Annotated in this window: 14 protein-coding genes; 10 read left to right on the forward strand and 4 right to left on the reverse strand. The window is 54.8% G+C overall.

The window, feature by feature from the left end; genetic code table 11:
* Positions 1-108: 108 nt before the first annotated feature.
* Positions 109-1,077, reverse strand: a complete 969-nt coding sequence (trxB, locus tag URZ40_RS07335; protein ID WP_116340982.1) for a thioredoxin-disulfide reductase — start codon at positions 1,075-1,077, stop codon at positions 109-111.
* A gap of 544 nt (positions 1,078-1,621) precedes the next feature.
* Between trxB and lrp the strand changes: the two genes are divergently transcribed.
* From lrp to URZ40_RS07385, 10 genes are all read left to right on the forward strand, one after another.
* Entirely contained in the window at positions 1,622-2,116 is a 495-nt protein-coding gene (gene lrp / locus URZ40_RS07340; RefSeq protein ID WP_000228469.1) for a leucine-responsive transcriptional regulator Lrp, read from the forward strand.
* A gap of 135 nt (positions 2,117-2,251) precedes the next feature.
* The gene (locus URZ40_RS07345) at positions 2,252-5,947 is read left to right on the forward strand and encodes a DNA translocase FtsK 4TM domain-containing protein (protein ID WP_320720187.1); all 3,696 of its coding nucleotides are present in this window, start codon (positions 2,252-2,254) and stop codon (positions 5,945-5,947) included.
* 128 nt (positions 5,948-6,075) lie between these two features.
* A complete protein-coding gene (lolA, locus tag URZ40_RS07350; RefSeq protein ID WP_116340976.1) occupies positions 6,076-6,690 on the forward strand; it encodes an outer membrane lipoprotein chaperone LolA in 615 nt (204 codons plus the stop codon).
* 9 nt (positions 6,691-6,699) lie between these two features.
* A complete protein-coding gene (gene rarA / locus URZ40_RS07355) occupies positions 6,700-8,043 on the forward strand; it encodes a replication-associated recombination protein RarA (RefSeq protein WP_163328579.1) in 1,344 nt (447 codons plus the stop codon).
* 92 nt (positions 8,044-8,135) lie between these two features.
* The gene (gene serS / locus URZ40_RS07360; protein ID WP_320720191.1) at positions 8,136-9,428 is read left to right on the forward strand and encodes a serine--tRNA ligase; all 1,293 of its coding nucleotides are present in this window, start codon (positions 8,136-8,138) and stop codon (positions 9,426-9,428) included.
* 211 nt (positions 9,429-9,639) lie between these two features.
* Positions 9,640-12,084: a dimethylsulfoxide reductase subunit A gene (gene dmsA, locus URZ40_RS07365; RefSeq protein WP_320720192.1), complete on the forward strand. Its 2,445-nt coding sequence runs from the start codon at positions 9,640-9,642 to the stop codon at positions 12,082-12,084.
* A gap of 10 nt (positions 12,085-12,094) precedes the next feature.
* Positions 12,095-12,712 (forward strand): DMSO/selenate family reductase complex B subunit, encoded by a 618-nt coding sequence (locus URZ40_RS07370; RefSeq protein ID WP_116340970.1) that lies wholly within the window; start codon positions 12,095-12,097, stop codon positions 12,710-12,712.
* A 1-nt stretch (position 12,713) separates the two neighbouring features.
* The gene (locus tag URZ40_RS07375) at positions 12,714-13,577 is read left to right on the forward strand and encodes a dimethyl sulfoxide reductase anchor subunit family protein (RefSeq protein ID WP_316380044.1); all 864 of its coding nucleotides are present in this window, start codon (positions 12,714-12,716) and stop codon (positions 13,575-13,577) included.
* A gap of 274 nt (positions 13,578-13,851) precedes the next feature.
* Entirely contained in the window at positions 13,852-15,000 is a 1,149-nt protein-coding gene (locus URZ40_RS07380) for an MFS transporter (protein WP_320720194.1), read from the forward strand.
* A 123-nt stretch (positions 15,001-15,123) separates the two neighbouring features.
* Positions 15,124-15,654 carry an anti-virulence regulator CigR family protein gene (locus URZ40_RS07385; RefSeq protein WP_316380046.1) on the forward strand — a complete coding sequence of 177 codons (531 nt, stop codon included), beginning with the start codon at positions 15,124-15,126 and terminating at the stop codon, positions 15,652-15,654.
* Positions 15,655-15,690: 36 nt separating this feature from the next.
* Here URZ40_RS07385 and pflA read toward each other — a convergent pair whose 3' ends face one another.
* The 3 genes from pflA to focA all read right to left on the reverse strand — a co-directional run bounded on the left by pflA (position 15,691) and on the right by focA (position 19,826).
* Positions 15,691-16,431: a pyruvate formate lyase 1-activating protein gene (gene pflA, locus URZ40_RS07390; RefSeq protein WP_014883212.1), complete on the reverse strand. Its 741-nt coding sequence runs from the start codon at positions 16,429-16,431 to the stop codon at positions 15,691-15,693.
* A gap of 203 nt (positions 16,432-16,634) precedes the next feature.
* Positions 16,635-18,917: a formate C-acetyltransferase gene (gene pflB, locus URZ40_RS07395; protein ID WP_023338210.1), complete on the reverse strand. Its 2,283-nt coding sequence runs from the start codon at positions 18,915-18,917 to the stop codon at positions 16,635-16,637.
* 51 nt (positions 18,918-18,968) lie between these two features.
* Positions 18,969-19,826 carry a formate transporter FocA gene (focA, locus tag URZ40_RS07400; RefSeq protein WP_162874957.1) on the reverse strand — a complete coding sequence of 286 codons (858 nt, stop codon included), beginning with the start codon at positions 19,824-19,826 and terminating at the stop codon, positions 18,969-18,971.
* Between the last annotated feature and the right edge of the window lie 339 nt (positions 19,827-20,165).

Below are 20,165 nucleotides of genomic sequence, written 5' to 3' on the forward strand. Positions count from 1 at the left end.
TTTTGCAGGTGACGTTATAAGAAATTAGACATCTGCATGTTACACGCGAGCAAAAATAAAGGCGACCTGTGGCCGCCTTTATTTACGTTTGTTACTGACTTGTAAAGATTATTTACCTTGTTCAGCCAGTCCATCGAGATAGCGTTCAGCGTCCAGCGCGGCCATACAGCCGGTGCCCGCAGAGGTGATCGCCTGACGGTAAATATGGTCCATTACGTCACCGGCAGCGAACACGCCCGGGATGCTTGTCTGGGTCGCGTTACCGTGGCTGCCGGACTGCACTTTGATGTACCCGTTTTCCAGCTCCAGCTGGCCTTCGAAGATCGCGGTATTCGGGCTGTGGCCGATAGCCACAAACAGACCCGCCACCTCCAGCGTTTCGACGTTATCGGTGTTCTGGGTATCACGAATGCGCAGACCCGCAACGCCCATCTGATCGCCCGTGACTTCTTCCAGGGTACGGTTGGTGTGCAGCACGATGTTGCCGCTCGCCACTTTATCCATCAGGCGCTTAATCAGGATCTTCTCGGCGCGGAAGGTGTCACGACGGTGGATCAGATGCACTTCAGAGGCAATGTTCGCCAGGTAAAGCGCTTCTTCCACCGCGGTGTTGCCGCCGCCGATAACCGCGACTTTCTGGTTACGATAGAAGAAACCGTCGCAGGTGGCGCAGGCAGAGACGCCGCGGCCTTTGAACGCTTCTTCAGACGGCAGGCCGAGGTAGCGGGCAGAGGCCCCGGTAGCGACGATCAGCGCGTCGCAGGTGTATTCGCCGCTGTCGCCCGTCAGGCGGAACGGACGGTTCTGCAGGTCAACCTTGTTGATGTGGTCGAACAGGATTTCGGTTTCGAACTTAGCAGCATGCTCGTGCATGCGTTCCATCAGCAGCGGCCCGGTCAGGTCGTTCGGGTCGCCCGGCCAGTTTTCCACTTCCGTGGTGGTGGTCAACTGACCGCCTTTTTCCATGCCAGTGATCAGTACCGGCTGCAGGTTTGCGCGTGCAGCATAGACCGCCGCGGTATATCCCGCAGGTCCAGAACCAAGGATTAGCAACTTACTGTGTTTGGTCGTGCCCATGAGATCCCCATTGTTGTTGGCAGGCAATGGGCTGGATTGTAGGGAATTTGTTGCCGTAAAAAAAGAGCGCTGGGATTTTGCTTTCGATATATGCAATAGCTGCGCCCGATGAATCTTGCGCCGTTACATCACGTTTTCTACTTAAAACCGCTCGTTTATAAGGCAGTAAAATGAGGATTAATACCCCCCCGTAATGAATATCCGGCATCTTGTACTAAAAAACGATGTTTTGCTTTGACAATCCCCTGCGCATTTGCGAAAACATTCAAGGAAGAAAAAAAACCGCGTTAACCGTATGCCGCATAGGCATGCACGTAAATGCCATTTTTACCGTGTCAGTGAAATCTACGCATGGCGTGGACAGACGCCATACGTGATGTCGGTGACAGCCTTCGGGCAGCGGTCTTCTTACCAACAGAACCCGAATCCGCATCGCGTCTAATACATAACCAGGCGATGTGATGACTAACGGGTACAGGCTCTGAACAGTGATGTGCACAGGGTCCAGGCAGGAGTAGGGAAGGAATACAGAGAGACAATAATAATGGTAGATAGCAAGAAGCGCCCTGGCAAAGATCTCGACCGTATCGATCGTAACATTCTTAATGAATTGCAAAAGGATGGGCGTATTTCCAACGTCGAGCTTTCAAAACGTGTGGGACTTTCCCCGACGCCGTGCCTTGAGCGTGTGCGCCGACTGGAAAGACAGGGTTTTATTCAGGGCTATACGGCTCTGCTGAACCCGCATTATCTGGATGCCTCACTTCTGGTATTTGTTGAGATTACTCTGAATCGTGGTGCGCCGGATGTGTTTGAGCAATTTAACGCCGCTGTACAAAAACTTGAAGAAATTCAAGAATGTCATCTGGTGTCCGGTGATTTCGACTACCTGTTGAAAACCCGTGTGCCTGATATGTCCGCCTATCGTAAGCTGCTGGGGGAAACCCTGCTGCGTCTGCCAGGCGTGAACGACACCCGTACCTATGTGGTAATGGAAGAGGTCAAACAGAGCAATCGTCTGGTTATTAAGACGCGCTAACACGGAACAGGTGCAAAATCAGCGTAGTTTGATTACACTCCTGTTAATCCATACAGCAACAGTGCCGGGGAGCCCCGGCGCTGTTGTCCGTTTTAGCAAACAGGCAGGATATGCCTGATACCTGGAGAGCCTTTCTTGAGCCAGGAATACACTGAAGACAAAGAAGTCACACTATCGAAGCTAAGCAGCGGACGTCGTCTTCTCGAGGCTTTGCTGATCGTTATTGCCCTTTTTGCCGTCTGGCTGATGGCAGCCTTACTCAGTTTCAACCCTTCCGATCCCAGCTGGTCGCAAACCGCGTGGCATGAGCCTATCCATAATTTAGGCGGCGTACCCGGAGCCTGGCTTGCGGACACGCTCTTTTTCATTTTCGGTGTAATGGCCTACACCATTCCCGTCATTATTATTGGCGGATGCTGGTTTGCATGGCGTCATCGTCAGAACGATGATTACATCGATTATTTCGCGGTTTCCCTGCGCCTGATTGGCGCGCTGGCGCTGATCCTCACCTCCTGCGGGCTGGCGGCGATTAACGCCGATGATATCTGGTACTTCGCCTCCGGCGGGGTAATTGGCAGCCTGCTGAGCTCTGCGCTACAGCCGATGCTTCACAGTAGCGGCGGCACGCTGGCGCTGCTCTGCATCTGGGCGGCAGGGCTGACGCTGTTTACCGGCTGGTCATGGGTGAGCATTGCCGAGAAGATCGGCAGCTTTATTCTTACGATCCTGACCTTCGCCAGCAACCGTACCCGCCGCGACGACACGTGGGTCGATGAAGAAGAATATGAAGATGAGTACGAAGAGGAAGACGATGTTCCGGTGCAGCGTCGTGAATCTCGTCGTGCTCGTATTCTGCGCGGTGCCCTGGCGCGTCGCCAGCGCGTTGCTGAAAAATTTGCTAACCCGCTTGGACGCAAAACCGATGCGGCGCTCTTCTCCGGTAAGCGTATGGATGAAGATGAGCAGGTTGAGTACCGCGCAGCGGGTAGCGCAGTAGATCCAGATGATGTGCTTTTCTCCGGCAACCGTGCGATGCCGGGTGATTTCGATGAATACGATCCGCTGCTTAACGGGCATACCGTTACCGCGCCGGTTGCCGCAGCCGCAGCAGCAACGACCGCAGCACAGGCGTATGCCGCCCCTGTCGAAGCCGTGATGCCATCCGCGCCGGTTCCACCACCGGAATCCGTTATCCAGCAGCCTCAGGTTGCCTGGCAGACCGCACCGGGTGTCCACACGCCGGAGCCCGTTATCGCGCCTGAACCAGAGAGCTATGTCCCTGTGCAGCAGGAGCAGTGGCAGCAGCCTTATCAGCCGCCGCAACCTGAGTATGAACCGCAGCACTATGAGCAGCCTGCGGCCCAGCCTTATCAGGCGCATGCCCCTGAACCGGTTGAACCCACGCAGCCTTATGTGGAGCCTCAGCCTGAACCTGAGGTGGTGGAAGAGGTGAAACCGTCTCGTCCGCCAATGTACTATTTTGAAGAAGTTGAAGAACGCCGGGCTCGTGAACGCGAACAGCTGGCGGCATGGTATCAGCCTGTGCCTGAACCGGTGCAGGAGCCGGTTACAAAGGCACCTTCAGTTTCGGTTCCGCCGGTCGACCCGACGCCTGCTGTTGCCCCCGTAGCGGAAAGCGTGAAGCAGGCTTCTGCGGCCTCAGCGGCGGCAGCACCGGTATTTAGCCTGGCAACGGGCGGTGCGCCGCGTCCGCAGGTGAAAGAGGGAATTGGTCCCCAACTGCCTCGCCCTAACCGCGTCCGCGTTCCAACCCGACGTGAGCTTGCCTCCTATGGTATCAAGCTGCCTTCCCAGCGGATGGCCGAAGAAAAAGCGCGTGAGACGGACTATGAAGATGATGCCGATGAAATGCAGCAGGACGAACTGGCCCGCCAGTTCGCCGCGCAGCAGAATCAGCGCTACGGTGAAGCCTATCAGCACGATGAACCGATGCTGGAAGACGAAGATGACGCGGCTGAAGCCGAATTAGCGCGTCAGTTTGCGGCAACCCAGCAGCAACGTTACTCCGGTGAACAGCCTGCTGGCGCGAACCCGTTCTCATTATCGGATTTCGAGTTCTCACCAATGAAAGATCTGGTGGATGATGGTCCGAGCGAGCCTCTGTTCACCCCGAGCGTGATGCCTGAAGCAGAGCCTGTGCGCCAGCAGCCGGCGCCGCAGGCACAGACATACGCGCAGCCGCAGCAACCTGTTCAGCAGCCGTATGCGCAACCGCAGCAGCCGCAACAACAGCCGCCGCAGTTCCAGCAGCCAGCGCCACAGCCTCAGGAGAGCCTGATTCACCCGCTGCTGATGCGTAACGGTGACAGCCGTCCGCTGCAGCGTCCGAGCACGCCGCTGCCGTCGCTGGATCTGCTGACGCCGCCGCCGGCTGAAGTCGAGCCGGTTGATACGTTTGCTCTGGAGCAGATGGCCCGTCTGGTGGAAGCCCGTCTGGCAGACTTCCGCATCAAGGCGGACGTGGTGAATTACTCACCGGGCCCGGTTATTACCCGTTTCGAACTTAACCTGGCGCCGGGCGTCAAAGCCGCGCGCATTTCTAACCTGTCCCGCGATCTGGCGCGTTCTCTGTCGACCGTTGCGGTACGTGTGGTGGAAGTGATTCCGGGTAAACCGTACGTTGGCCTTGAGCTGCCGAATAAGAAACGTCAGACCGTTTACCTGCGCGAAGTGCTGGATAACACCAAGTTCCGCGATAACCCATCCCCGCTGACCGTAGTGTTGGGTAAAGATATCGCCGGCGACCCGGTGGTGGCTGACCTCGCGAAAATGCCTCACCTGCTGGTAGCGGGTACCACCGGTTCCGGTAAGTCCGTCGGTGTGAACGCCATGATCCTCAGCATGCTCTACAAAGCGCAGCCGGAAGATGTGCGTTTCATCATGATCGACCCGAAAATGCTCGAACTGTCGGTCTACGAAGGCATTCCGCATCTGCTGACGGAAGTGGTCACCGACATGAAAGACGCCGCCAACGCCCTGCGCTGGAGCGTCAACGAGATGGAGCGCCGCTACAAGCTGATGTCTGCGCTGGGCGTGCGTAACCTGGCCGGCTATAACGAGAAAATCGCCGAGGCGGCGCGCATGGGCCGTCCAATCCCGGATCCTTACTGGAAACCGGGTGACAGTATGGATGCACAGCATCCGGTGCTGGAGAAACTGCCTTATATCGTCGTGCTGGTGGATGAATTCGCCGACCTGATGATGACCGTCGGTAAGAAAGTGGAAGAGCTGATCGCGCGTCTGGCACAGAAAGCGCGTGCGGCAGGTATTCACCTGGTGCTGGCGACCCAGCGTCCGTCCGTGGATGTTATCACCGGCCTGATTAAGGCGAACATACCGACTCGTATCGCGTTTACCGTTTCGAGCAAAATTGACTCCCGTACCATTCTCGACCAGGGCGGCGCTGAGTCTCTGCTGGGAATGGGGGACATGCTGTACTCCGGCCCGAACTCCACCTCACCGGTGCGCGTACACGGTGCGTTCGTTCGCGACCAGGAAGTACACGCGGTGGTGCAGGACTGGAAAGCGCGCGGACGTCCGCAGTACGTTGACGGTATTACCTCCGACAGCGAAAGCGAAGGTGGCGGCGGTGGCTTTGACGGCGGTGAAGAGCTGGATCCGTTATTCGATCAGGCGGTTAACTTCGTCACTGAAAAACGTAAAGCCTCCATCTCTGGCGTGCAGCGTCAGTTCCGCATCGGCTATAACCGCGCGGCACGTATCATCGAGCAGATGGAAGCGCAGGGCATCGTGAGCGAGCAGGGGCACAACGGTAACCGTGAGGTGCTGGCTCCGCCGCCGTTTGATTAACCCTCAACATTTGCAAAGAAGGGTAAATCAGCAAAAATTAAGCATTTTCTTCTGTCGCCTGCCTGCGGGCAGGTCCAGAATAGATGACGGAACCCCCATTTCGGGAAGACGTATTTTAAGGAATAACAATGAAAAAAATCGCCATCGCCTGTGCATTACTCACCAGTTTTGTTGCCAGCAGCGTCTGGGCTGATGCAGCCAGCGACCTTAAAAGCCGACTGGACAAAGTCAGCAGCTTCCACGCCAGCTTCACGCAAAAAGTGACAGACGGCAGCGGCAACGCGGTGCAGGAAGGACAGGGGGATTTGTGGGTGAAACGCCCTAATCTGTTTAACTGGCATATGACCCAGCCTGATGAAAGTATTTTGGTGTCAGATGGTAAAACCCTGTGGTTCTTCAACCCGTTCGTTGAGCAGGCCACGGCGACCTGGCTGAAGGACGCGACCAGCAACACGCCGTTTATGCTGATTGCCCGCAACCAGGCCAGCGACTGGCAGCAGTACAATATTAAACAGAAGGGTGACGAATTTGTCCTGACGCCGAAAGGCAGTAACGGCAACCTGAAGCAGTTCACCATCAACGTAAGCACCAACGGTACCATTAACCAGTTCGGCGCGGTTGAGCAAGACGATCAGCGCAGCAGCTACCAGCTTAAATCTCAGCAGAACGGCGCTGTTGACGCATCGAAATTCACCTTTACCCCGCCGCAGGGCGTAACGGTGGACGACCAACGCAATAAGTAAGAGGCATGAGTGGGCAATCTGTCGCTCGATTTTTCAGATAACGCGTTTCAACCTCTGGCCGCCCGTATGCGGCCAGAAAATTTAGCGCAGTATATTGGTCAGCAGCATCTGCTGGCTGCGGGGAAACCCTTGCCGCGCGCCATTGAGGCCGGGCATTTACACTCGATGATCCTCTGGGGACCTCCGGGCACCGGCAAAACCACGCTTGCAGAAGTGATCGCCCGGTATGCTAACGCGGACGTTGAGCGTATCTCTGCGGTGACGTCGGGGGTGAAGGAGATCCGCGAGGCGATCGAGCGAGCGCGGCAGAACCGCAATGCCGGACGCCGCACTATTCTCTTTGTCGACGAAGTCCACCGCTTCAACAAGAGCCAGCAGGATGCCTTCCTGCCGCATATTGAAGACGGCACAATCTTCTTCATCGGGGCGACCACCGAAAATCCATCGTTTGAACTGAACTCGGCGCTGCTGTCCCGCGCGCGCGTTTATTTGCTTAAATCCCTGACCACCGAGGATATCGAAAAGGTCCTCACGCAGGCGATGGAGGATAAGGCGCGGGGCTACGGCGGGCAGGATATCGTGCTGCCTGACGACACGCGACGTGCGATTGCGGAGCTGGTCAACGGCGATGCGCGTCGGGCGCTAAACACGCTGGAAATGATGGCCGATATGGCCGAAGTGGATGATGCCGGGAAGCGGGTGCTGAAGCAGGAGCTGCTGACCGAAATTGCCGGGGAGCGCAGCGCGCGTTTCGATAATAAAGGCGACCGTTTCTACGACCTGATTTCGGCGCTGCATAAGTCCGTGCGCGGCAGCGCTCCGGATGCAGCGCTGTACTGGTACGCGCGTATCATCACCGCGGGTGGCGATCCGCTATATGTTGCGCGCCGCTGCCTGGCAATTGCGTCAGAAGATGTTGGCAATGCCGACCCGCGCGCCATGCAGGTTGCGATCTCGGCCTGGGACTGCTTTACCCGCGTAGGCCCGGCGGAAGGCGAGCGTGCCATTGCCCAGGCGATTGTCTATCTGGCCTGTGCACCGAAAAGCAACGCCGTCTATACCGCATTTAAAGCCGCGATGTCGGATGCGCGCGAACGCCCTGACTACGATGTGCCGGTCCACCTGCGCAATGCGCCAACCAAACTGATGAAAGAGATGGGTTACGGGCAGGAGTATCGTTACGCCCATGATGAACCCAACGCCTACGCCGCTGGCGAGGAATATTTCCCGCAGGAAATGGCACAAACCCGCTATTATCACCCCACAAACAGAGGTCTTGAGGGCAAGATTGGCGAAAAGCTCGCCTGGCTTGCCGGACAGGATCAAAATAGCCCTATAAAACGCTACCGTTAGCGCTATCGTTGCGGTAATGTTGGCGTAGTATCCCTGTGGCCGCAGGCTGTGGTCACATTTTCCTATTTTAATTCGATAAGCACAGGATAAGCATGCTCGATCCCAATCTGCTGCGTAATGAGCCAGACGCAGTCGCTGAAAAACTGGCACGCCGGGGCTTTAAGCTGGATGTAGATAAGCTGCGCGCTCTTGAAGAGCGTCGTAAAGTTCTGCAGGTACAAACTGAAAATCTGCAGGCAGAGCGTAACTCTCGATCGAAATCCATTGGCCAGGCGAAAGCGCGCGGGGAAGATATTGAGCCATTACGCCTGGAAGTGAACAAACTGGGTGAAGAGCTGGATCAGGCGAAAGCGGAGCTGGACGTTCTTCAGGCCGAAATTCGTGATATCGCCCTGGCGATCCCGAACATTCCTGACGACAGCGTGCCTGTCGGCAAAGACGAGAACGACAACGTTGAAGTGAAACGCTGGGGCACGCCTCGCGAGTTCGACTTCGAGGTGCGCGATCACGTGACGCTGGGCGAAATGCACGCGGGCCTGGACTTTGCGGCAGCGGTTAAGCTGACCGGTTCTCGCTTCGTGGTGATGAAAGGCCAGATTGCCCATCTGCACCGCGCGCTGGCGCAGTTCATGCTGGATCTGCACACCGAACAGCATGGCTACAGCGAAACCTACGTTCCGTATCTGGTTAACCACGATACGCTGTACGGCACGGGCCAACTGCCGAAATTTGCCGGCGATCTGTTCCATACCCGCCCGCTGGACGAAGAGGCAGACAGCAGCAACTACGCGCTGATCCCAACCGCGGAAGTACCGCTGACCAACCTCGTACGTGATGAGATCATCGACGAAGATGACCTGCCAATTAAGCTGACAGCACATTCTCCGTGCTTCCGTTCTGAAGCGGGCTCTTACGGTCGTGACACGCGCGGTCTGATCCGTATGCACCAGTTCGACAAAGTTGAGATGGTGCAGATCGTTCGTCCGGAAGAGTCCATGGACGCGCTGGAAGAGATGACCGTCCACGCTGAGAAAGTGCTGGAGCTGCTGGGTCTGCCGTACCGTCGTATGGCGCTGTGCACTGGTGACATGGGCTTTGGTGCCTGCAAAACCTTCGACCTGGAAGTCTGGGTACCTGCGCAGAATACCTACCGTGAGATCTCCTCCTGCTCTAACGTCTGGGATTTCCAGGCGCGCCGCATGCAGGCACGCTGCCGCAGCAAGTCTGACAAGAAAACCCGTCTGGTGCATACCCTGAACGGCTCTGGTCTGGCCGTTGGCCGTACGCTGGTTGCCGTGCTGGAAAACTACCAGCAGGCAGATGGCCGCATCGAGATCCCTGAAGTGCTGCGTCCATACATGAAAGGCCAGCAGTACATCGGCTGATAATTTGTCTTAAAACAAAAAAGCGCCTCAGGGCGCTTTTTTTATGCCTTTGATTTGATACGAAGCAATAACCTCTCCCTCTAAAGTAGTAATACTCTTCCGAATGAAAGTCAGCATAAAAAGCTGATAACGAAGAAATTCGTTATAAATAAAACTATATAGCGGTCTATGCCGCCTCTCATTTCTTTGTGAGCAACCAAAGTGAGTCTTTATGAAAATCAACGCGCCTGAAGCGTTAATGGCTGCCGAGGTCACTCGCCGTGGGTTGATGAAAACCACGGCAATTGGCGGCCTGGCCGTAGCCAGTAGTGCCTTCACGCTCCCTTTCACCCGACTGGCGTCGGCGGCAGATGCACTGTCCCCAGCCTCAGCTCCGGAAAAAGTGGTGTGGAGTGCCTGTACCGTAAACTGCGGTAGCCGTTGTCCGCTGCGTATGCATGTAGTGGATGGTGAAATTAAATATGTCGAAACCGACAATACCGGGGACGATAACTACGAAGGGTTACATCAGGTTCGCGCCTGTCTGCGCGGTCGCTCCATGCGTCGTCGCGTGTATAATCCGGACCGCCTGAAGTATCCGATGAAGCGCGTCGGTAAGCGTGGGGAAGGGAAGTTCGAGCGTATTAGCTGGGATGAAGCCTACGACATCATCGCCACCAATATGCAGCGCCTTATCAAAGAGTACGGCAACGAATCCATCTACCTGAACTACGGCACCGGGACGCTCGGCGGCACGCTGACCCGCTCCTGGCCGCCGGGTAAAACGCTGGTGGCGCGCCTGATGAACTGCTGCGGCGGTTATCTCAACCACTACGGCGACTACTCTTCCGCGCAGATTGCAGCGGGTCTCAACTATACCTACGGCGGCTGGGCGGACGGCAACAGCCCGTCTGATATCGAAAACAGTAAGCTGGTCGTGCTGTTTGGCAATAACCCGGGCGAAACCCGCATGAGCGGCGGCGGGGTAACCTACTACCTGGAACAGGCCCGCGCAAAATCCAATGCTCGCATGATCATCATCGATCCGCGCTATACCGACACCGGTGCCGGACGTGAAGACGAGTGGGTCCCAATCCGTCCGGGTACCGATGCGGCGCTGGTTTCCGCGCTGGCGTGGGTGATGATCACCGAAAACCTCGTCGATCAGCCTTTCCTGGATAAATACTGCGTCGGTTATGACGAGAAAACCCTGCCCGCCAGCGCGCCGGCTAACGGTCACTACAAGGCGTATATTCTCGGTCAGGGCAGCGATGGCGTGGCGAAAACGCCCGAGTGGGCCTCCACCATCACCGGTATTCCGGTGGAGCGTATTGTTCAGCTGGCGCGTGAGATTGGCTCAGCCAAACCGGCCTATATCAGCCAGGGCTGGGGACCGCAGCGTCATGCGAACGGCGAAATCGCGACCCGTGCCATCTCAATGCTTTCTATTCTGACGGGTAACGTGGGCGTTCACGGCGGAAACACCGGCGCGCGTGAAGGCTCTTATGAAGTGCCGTTTGAACGTATGCCGACGCTGGATAACCCTGTTCAGACCAGCATCTCCATGTTTATGTGGACCGATGCGATCGAACGCGGCCCGGAAATGACCGCCCTGCGCGATGGCGTGCGCGGCAAGGACAAGCTGGACGTGCCGATCAAGATGATCTGGAACTATGCCGGTAACTGTCTCATCAACCAGCACTCTGAAATCAACCGCACCCATAAAATCCTGCAGGATGACAAGAAGTGCGAGATGATTGTGGTGATTGACTGCCACATGACCTCCTCGGCGAAATATGCCGATATCCTGCTGCCGGACTGCACCGCCTCTGAGCAGATGGATTTCGCGCTGGACGCCTCCTGCGGCAACATGTCCTACGTGATCTTTACCGACCAGGCGATTAAACCGCGCTTCGAGTGTAAAACCATCTATGAGATGACCTCTGAGCTGGCGAAACGTCTTGGCGTTGAGCCGCAGTTTACCGAGGGACGTACTCAGGAAGGGTGGATGCGCCATCTACATGAACTTTCCCGTAAAGCGATCCCTGACCTGCCGGATTTCGATACCTTCCGCAAGCAGGGTATGTACAAAAAGCGCGATCCGGAAGGGCACCACGTGGCGTACAAAGCGTTCCGTGAAGATCCGCAGGCGAATCCGCTGACCACGCCATCGGGCAAAATCGAGATCTACTCCGAAGAGCTGGCAAAAATCGCGTCGACCTGGGAACTGCCGGAAGGGGACGTTATCGATCCGCTGCCGATCTACACGCCTGGTTTTGAAAACTATAACGATCCGCTGACGGCGAAATTCCCGCTGCAGCTGACCGGTTTCCACTACAAAGCGCGAGTGCACTCCACCTACGGCAACGTCGACGTACTGAAAGCCGCCTGCCGTCAGGAGATGTGGATCAACCCGATGGATGCCAAAGCTCGCGGCATCGGCAATGGCGATCGCGTGCGTATCTTCAACGGTCGCGGCGAGGTACACATTGAGGCCAAAGTGACGCCGCGCATGATGCCAGGCGTGGTGGCGCTGGGGGAAGGGGCCTGGTACAGCCCCGATGCCAACCGCATCGACCAGGCGGGCAGTATTAACGTGCTGACCACGCAACGTCCGTCGCCGCTGGCGAAGGGCAACCCATCCCACACAAACCTTGTCCAGGTTGAAAAGGTTTAAGGAGTAACCGATGACAACCCAGTATGGATTTTTCATTGATTCCAGCCGTTGCACCGGGTGCAAAACCTGCGAGCTGGCCTGTAAAGATTACAAAGATCTTACTCCGGATGTGAGCTTCCGCCGCATCTACGAATACGCCGGGGGCGACTGGCAGGAAGATAACGGCGTCTGGCATCAGAACGTCTTTGCATATTACCTGTCGATTGCCTGTAACCACTGTGAAGATCCGGCCTGCACCAAGGTCTGCCCGAGCGGGGCGATGCACAAGCGGGAAGACGGTTTTGTGGTGGTGGATGAAGATGTCTGCATCGGCTGCCGCTACTGCCATATGGCGTGCCCGTACGGCGCGCCGCAGTACAACGCCGCCAAAGGGCATATGACCAAGTGCGACGGCTGCCACAGCCGCGTAGCGGATGGTAAGAAACCCATCTGCGTCGAGTCCTGTCCACTCCGCGCGCTGGACTTTGGTCCTGTTGAAGAGCTGCGACAAAAACACGGTCAGCTTGCCGCAGTGGCACCGCTGCCGTCAGCGCACTTCACGAAGCCGAGTATTGTCATTAAACCTAACGCCAACAGCCGTCCGACGGGTGACACCACCGGCTACCTGGCAAATCCGAAGGAGGTGTAAGATGGGAAGTGGATGGCATGAATGGCCGCTGATGATCTTCACTGTCTTTGGTCAGTGCGTGGCGGGCGGCTTCATCGTACTCGCGCTGGCGCTGTTGAAAGGCGATCTCAACGCTGAACAGCAGCAGCGTCTGGTGTTGAGCATGTTTGGCCTGTGGGTGCTGATGGGAATTGGCTTTATCGCCTCCACGCTGCACCTGGGTTCGCCGATGCGCGCGTTTAACTCTCTGAACCGCGTAGGAGCGTCGTCCCTCAGTAACGAGATTGCGAGCGGGGCAATTTTCTTTGCCGTCGGCGGGCTGGGCTGGCTGCTGGCCGCGATGAAGAAATTGCCTGCGGGTCTGCGAAGCCTGTGGCTGATCGTCACCATGGTGCTGGGAGTAGTGTTCGTGTGGATGATGGTGCGCGTCTATAACACCATCGATACCGTCCCAACCTGGTACAGCGTCTGGACGCCGATGAGCTTCTTCCTGACGATGTTTATCGGCGGGCCGTTGCTGGGCTACCTGCTGCTGCGCGTGGCGGGTATCGACGGGTGGGCAATGCGTCTTCTGCCCGCCGTTTCGCTGCTGGCGCTGGTGGTGAGTGCGATGGTTGCTCTGATGCAGGGGGCTGAGCTGGCAACTATTCACAGCTCCATTCAGCAGGCGTCCGCCCTGGTTCCTGATTACGGTTCTCTGATGGCCTGGCGCATCGTTCTGCTGGTCGCGGCGTTGGTATTCTGGATCGCTCCTCAGCTTAAAGGTTATCAGCCCGCGCTGCCGCTGCTGTCACTGGCCTTTGTGCTGGTACTGGCAGGGGAGTTGATTGGTCGCGGCATTTTCTACGAGTTGCATATGACCGTTGGTATGGCTATCGCCAGTTAACGTTGCATTTAGTTATATCAAGCCGGGCCTGAGTGCCCGGCTTTTTCTTTTTCGATCATGAAATTTTTCGACTGTCGTTTTGTTTTAATTTCGGTCATTAATAAATAAAAACAGACACATAATTAATATCTATAGCAGGCGCTGCATTAGCAGGATAAGTTTTTTAAATCGACAGGGAACATATTGTGCGAGCCAGCTAAATCAGTGGATTGACTTTGTTTTTGCCAGTGGCATGATGCGCACGAAATCTGAACTTCCTCACGGTTTTTAATCCATGACCACCTATACCCGGCCAGTGCTCCTGTTGCTCTGTGGCCTGCTTCTGTTGACCCTGGCGATCGCAGTGTTAAACACGCTCGTCCCGTTGTGGCTCGCCCATGAAAACTTACCGACCTGGCAGGTGGGTATGGTCAGCTCGTCCTTTTTCACCGGGAACCTGCTGGGCACGTTATTAACCGGGAGCCTGATTAAGCGCTTCGGCTTTAATCGCAGCTATTATCTGGCCTCGCTGATTTTTGCTGCCGGGTGCGCCGGGTTGGGCCTGATGGTCGGCTTCTGGAGCTGGATGGCGTGGCGCTTTATCGCCGGTATCGGCTGCGCGATGATTTGGGTGGTGGTTGAAAGTGCGCTGATGTGCAGCGGCACCTCCCGCAACCGCGGACGTCTGCTGGCGGCCTACATGATGGTTTACTACGTCGGCACCGTGCTGGGTCAACTGATGGTCAGCAAGCTGCCAACCGACCTGATGAGTGTGCTGCCGTGGGTGACTGGCATGGTGCTGGCGGCGATCCTGCCGCTGCTCTTTACGCGCATTGTGAACCAAAACAGCGAACATCAGGAAGCGACCCACGTCTGGCAAATGCTGAGACTCCGTCAGGCGCGTCTGGGCGTTAACGGCTGCATTATCTCAGGGATTGTACTGGGCTCGCTCTACGGCCTGATGCCGCTCTACCTGAACCATCAGGGGGTCAGTGATTCCGGAATCGGCTTCTGGATGGCGGTGATGGTGAGCGCGGGTATTGTGGGTCAGTGGCCGATTGGCCGCCTGGCGGACCGCTTTGGTCGTCTGCTGGTGCTGCGCGTTCAGGTCTTCGTGGTGATCATGGGATGCCTCGCCATGCTCAGCAACGCCGCGATGGCGCCCGCGCTGTTTATTCTGGGGGCTGCCGGCTTTACGCTCTATCCGGTCGCGATGGCCTGGGCCTGTGAGAAAGTTGAACATCACCAACTGGTGGCAATGAATCAGGCGCTGTTACTGAGCTATACCATCGGCAGTTTATTAGGGCCGACGTTTACCGCGATGCTGATGCAGAATTATTCCGATAATTTATTGTTTATCATGATCGCCAGCGTGTCGTTTATTTATCTCTTAATGCTGCTGCGTAAAGCGGGCGAGCATCCAACGCCTGTGGCTCACGCCTGATTAAATAAAAGCCTGTCTATGACAGGCTTTTTTATCCCTGTCACATATAAGACTTTTACGTATTGTTTGTTTTTCCCGCCTGGCGATAATTCAAATGAGTTCTACCACTAAAAGGCAACAATCATGTCTATACGTCGTTTTTCCACTACCGCACTTGCCGTAGTGTTGTCTTTAACGTTTGCAACGGCTCCGGTCATGGCTAATCCTGGTAACGGGAACGGCGGTGGTCACGGAAACGGTGGCGGACAAGGTAATGGCGGCAATCATGGTAACGGGAATTCTGGTAACTCCGGTAACCATGGTAATAAGCAAAATAGCGGACAGGATAACCCTGGAAAATCGGATAAGAGCTTCAAAAACAGCAAAGATGTCGGTAATGACGTTGATGCTCGCGTGAGCTTCGATCATGCCCGCCACCTGGCACTGAATTACGGCTTAACGGGCTATGAGTCTCTGCCTCCGGGTATTGCAAAAAACCTCGCTCGCGGTAAACCACTGCCTCCGGGCATTGCGAAGAAAACTGTGCCAGCGTCTATGCTCGGCCAGCTTCCTTCCTACCCTGGCTATGAATGGCGCGTCGTGGGTGACGATCTGGTCTTAATTGCGCTGAGTACGGCGATTGTGACTTCCGTTATTAACGGCGTCTTTAAATAGAATATAAAAAGGCCCGGTTCTCACCGGGCCTTCTCTTTAATACATGACCTTGTGACCGTACTGCTCAAGAATACCTTTCACGCGCTCCATCGTCTCTTTCTTCGGCGGCTTCACGCCATCGAGTTTGTACTCTTCGCCCATCGCCACCCATTTGTGTTTACCCAGTTCGTGATAGGGCAGAAGCTCAATTTTCTCGACGTTGCCCATGTCGCGGGTAAATTCCCCCAGGCGGTGCGCGGAATCATCGTCATCTGACCAACCGGGAACTACAACGTAGCGGATCCAGGTTTTGATGCCTTTGTCGGCAATGTATTTGGCAAACTCCAGCGTACGGTGGTTAGAAACGCCAACCAAATTCTGGTGGATCTCATCGTTCATCTGTTTGAGATCGAGCATCACCAGATCGGTCACTTCGAGCAGTTCATCAATAACCGGATCGTAGCGGCGCACAAAGCCGTTGGTGTCGAGACAGGTATGAATACCTTCTTTACGGCAGGCGCGGAACCAGTCGCGGACAAACTCAGCCTGCAGAATAGCTTCACCGCCGGACGCGGTCACGCCACCGCCGGACGCATTCATAAAGTGGCGGTAGGTCACCACCTCTTTCATCAAATCTTCCACGGTGACTTCTTTACCGCCGTGCGTGTCCCAGGTATCACGGTTATGGCAGTACAGGCAGCGCATCAGGCAGCCCTGGAAAAAGGTAATAAAGCGGATCCCCGGGCCATCGACGGTACCACAGGATTCAAAGGAGTGAATGCGACCAATAGTTGACATTGCGGTGATATCTCCGAATTTGGCCCATCCGGGGGCCTGTGTAGTTGCACAGCTCAAAGGCTATGTCGAGTCTGTTTTGGCTGTTATCCATAGAGTATAGATAGCGGACAAAAGAGACTGATGAAGCGAGGGTGTTAAAAAGGCCCCACTTGCGTGGAGCCTTTATTGTACGCTTTTTAACGCGTGATTTCAGTCAATTCCACTTACATGGACTGAGTGAAAGTACGGGTGATAACGTCCTGCTGCTGTTCTTTAGTCAGGGAGTTAAAACGTACTGCGTAGCCAGATACGCGGATGGTCAGCTGAGGATATTTCTCAGGGTGTTCCATCGCGTCGAGCAGCATTTCACGGTTCATTACGTTCACGTTCAGGTGCTGACCACCTTCGATGGACGCTTCGTGGTGGAAGTAACCATCCATCAGACCCGCGAGGTTAGTTTTACGCACTTCGTCGTCTTTACCCAGCGCGTTTGGCACGATAGAGAAGGTGTAAGAGATACCATCTTTCGCGTAAGCAAACGGCAGTTTAGCAACGGAGGTCAGAGAGGCAACCGCACCTTTCTGGTCACGACCGTGCATTGGGTTAGCACCTGGGCCGAATGGCGCGCCAGCACGACGACCGTCTGGGGTGTTACCGGTTTTCTTACCATACACAACGTTAGAGGTGATGGTCAGAACAGACTGAGTCGGGATAGCGTTACGGTAGGTAGTCAGTTTCTGAATTTTCTTCATGAAACGTTCTACCAGGTCAACTGCCATGTCATCAACGCGAGCGTCGTTGTTACCAAACTGCGGATATTCGCCTTCGATTTCGAAGTCTACGGCCAGGCCGTCTTCGTCACGAATTGGTTTAACTTTCGCGTATTTGATTGCAGACAGGGAGTCAGCAGCAACGGACAGACCAGCGATACCACACGCCATGGTGCGGATAACGTCACGGTCGTGCAGCGCCATCAGAGAGGCTTCGTAGCTGTACTTGTCGTGCATGTAGTGGATAACGTTCAGTGCAGTGACGTACTGTTTAGCCAGCCAGTCCATGAAGTGGTCCATGCGCTCCATGACTTCGTCATAGTTCAGCACGTCACCTTTGATTGGCTCAGACTTAGGACCAACCTGCATTTTCAGTTTTTCATCAACGCCGCCGTTGATAGCGTACAGCATGGTTTTCGCCAGGTTTGCACGCGCACCGAAGAACTGCATTTGTTTACCAACAACCATTGGGCTTACGCAGCAAGCGATAGCGTAATCGTCGTTGTTGAAGTCCGGACGCATCAGGTCATCGTTCTCGTACTGCAGAGAAGAGGTGTCGATGGACACTTTAGCGGCGAATTTCTTGAAGTTCAGAGGCAGTTTTTCAGACCACAGAACGGTGATGTTCGGCTCCGGAGAAGGACCCATGGTGTACAGGGTGTTCAGGAAGCGGAAGCTGTTTTTGGTAACCAGCGTACGGCCGTCAACGCCCATACCACCGATTGATTCTGTTGCCCAGATTGGGTCACCAGAGAACAGTTCATCGTATTCAGGGGTACGCAGGAAGCGAACCATACGCAGTTTCATGACCAGGTGGTCAATCATTTCCTGAGCGTCTTGCTCGGTGATTTTGCCTGCTTTCAGGTCACGTTCGATGTACGCATCCAGGAAGGTAGACACGCGACCGAAGGACATTGCTGCACCGTTCTGAGACTTAACCGCAGCCAGGTAGCCGAAGTAGGTCCACTGGATAGCTTCCTGAGCGTTGGTTGCAGGACCAGAGATATCGCAGCCGTATTTCGCAGCCATCTCTTTGATCTGACCCAGTGCGCGGTGCTGTTCAGCAATTTCTTCACGCAGACGGATAGTCGCTTCCAGGTTTACGCCGTTTTCCAGATCGGACTGCAGGGAAACAAACTGCGCGTACTTGTCTTTCATCAGGAAGTCGATGCCGTACAGCGCAACGCGACGGTAGTCACCGATGATACGACCACGACCATATGCATCTGGCAGACCCGTCAGAACGCCAGATTTACGGCAGTTCAGAATGTCTTTGGTGTAAACATCGAATACGCCCTGGTTGTGGGTTTTGCGGTATTCGGTGAAGATTTTTTTCAGCATTGGGTCCAGCTCGCGGTTATACGCTTTGCAGGAACCTTCAACCATTTTGATACCACCGAACGGGATGATTGCGCGTTTCAGTGGTGCTTCAGTCTGCAGACCAACGATTTTCTCAAGGGCTTTGTTGATGTAGCCAGCATCGTGAGAAGTGATGGTGGAAGCAACGGAGGTGTCAAAATCAACTGGCGCGTGAGTGCGGTTTTCCAGTTTAACGCCTTCCATTACGCTGTCCCACAGCTTGGTGGTCGCATCAGTTGCGCCAGCCAGGAAGGATTCGTCACCTTCATACGGGGTATAGTTTTTCTGAATGAAGTCGCGGACGTTTACTTCATTCTGCCAGTCACCTTTCGCAAAACCTTCCCAGGCTGTGGCTAACTTTTCATTAAGCTCGGACATGTAACACCTACCTTCTTAAGTGGATTTTTTATTTACTGCCTGAGAAAACCATCAATGATGATCGTCGCCACGCAGGTAAATGACCCAGTATGTCAACCCAACTAACAGACCCCCACCGATAATGTTCCCGATAGTGACGGGGATCAGGTTATCAGTAATGAAATTCATAATAGTCAGGTGAGAGAAACTTTCCGGGGATGAACCAACTGCGGTCCAGAACTCCGGGCTTGCAAAGTTGCGGATAACAATCCCCATCGGGATCATGAACATATTCGCAATACTGTGCTCAAAGCCGCTGGCAACAAACATCGCAACCGGCAGAACCATAATCATGGCTTTATCCATCAGGCTACGACCCGAGTAGCTCATCCAGACCGCCAGGCAGACCATCAGGTTTGCGAGGATGCCGAGAGCAACGGCTTCGATAAATGTATGGTGCATTTTGTGGTCGGCAGTTTGCAGGACGTTAAGGCCCCAGCCGCCGTTGGCGGTCATATACTCGCCTGAGAGCCACATCAACAGAACAAAGAGCAGACAGCCAATCAGGTTACCAACGTAGACGTTAAGCCAGTTGCGCGCCAGTTGACCCCAGGTAATTCTTCCGCTGGCCTTTGCCACGACAATCAGCACCGTTGAGGTGAAGAGGTCGGCGCCGCAGATGACGCAGAGAATCAGGCCCAGTGAGAAGCAAATACCGCCAATCAGTTTAGCTATGCCGAAAGGCATTCCGGCAGTACCGGTGGTGGCGGTGATGTAGAAGACGAAAGCGATTGAGATGAACACACCTGCGGTGATCGCCAGATAGAACGTCTTCATCGGGTGTTTCGTTGCTTTATAGACACCCGCTTCTTCGGCAACTTTTGCCATCGCGGCGGGGAGTAAAAGATCAAAAGGGTTGTCAGCTTTCACACTAACTCTCTCTTTATTAAGTCGGCGACGAGATACTAACAAAGCATTATAGAAGAGAAATTGATATAGATCATATCTCGCCTGGCTTATAGGCCCGCAGTGTGTATGGTTTTACAACAAATGCGGAGTAAGTATTTGATTATCCGTATAAAAATAAATTTTAAAAGTTATGAAAAGAGTTGAATTTTTTCGTTCGGCCCCCTTCGAAACAGTTAATTAATATGGGGTATTTACCATAAAAAGTAACAATAAAGCCCAGGCAAATATTATTATATTTACCCATGTTTAACTTTATTATTACAATCAATAATCATTGCCGAAGAGAATAAAAAACGGGGC

It is taken from the genome of Enterobacter sp. 296B2 (assembly GCF_034106185.1).
GTDB classification, from domain to species: Bacteria; Pseudomonadota; Gammaproteobacteria; order Enterobacterales; family Enterobacteriaceae; genus Enterobacter; species Enterobacter cloacae_N.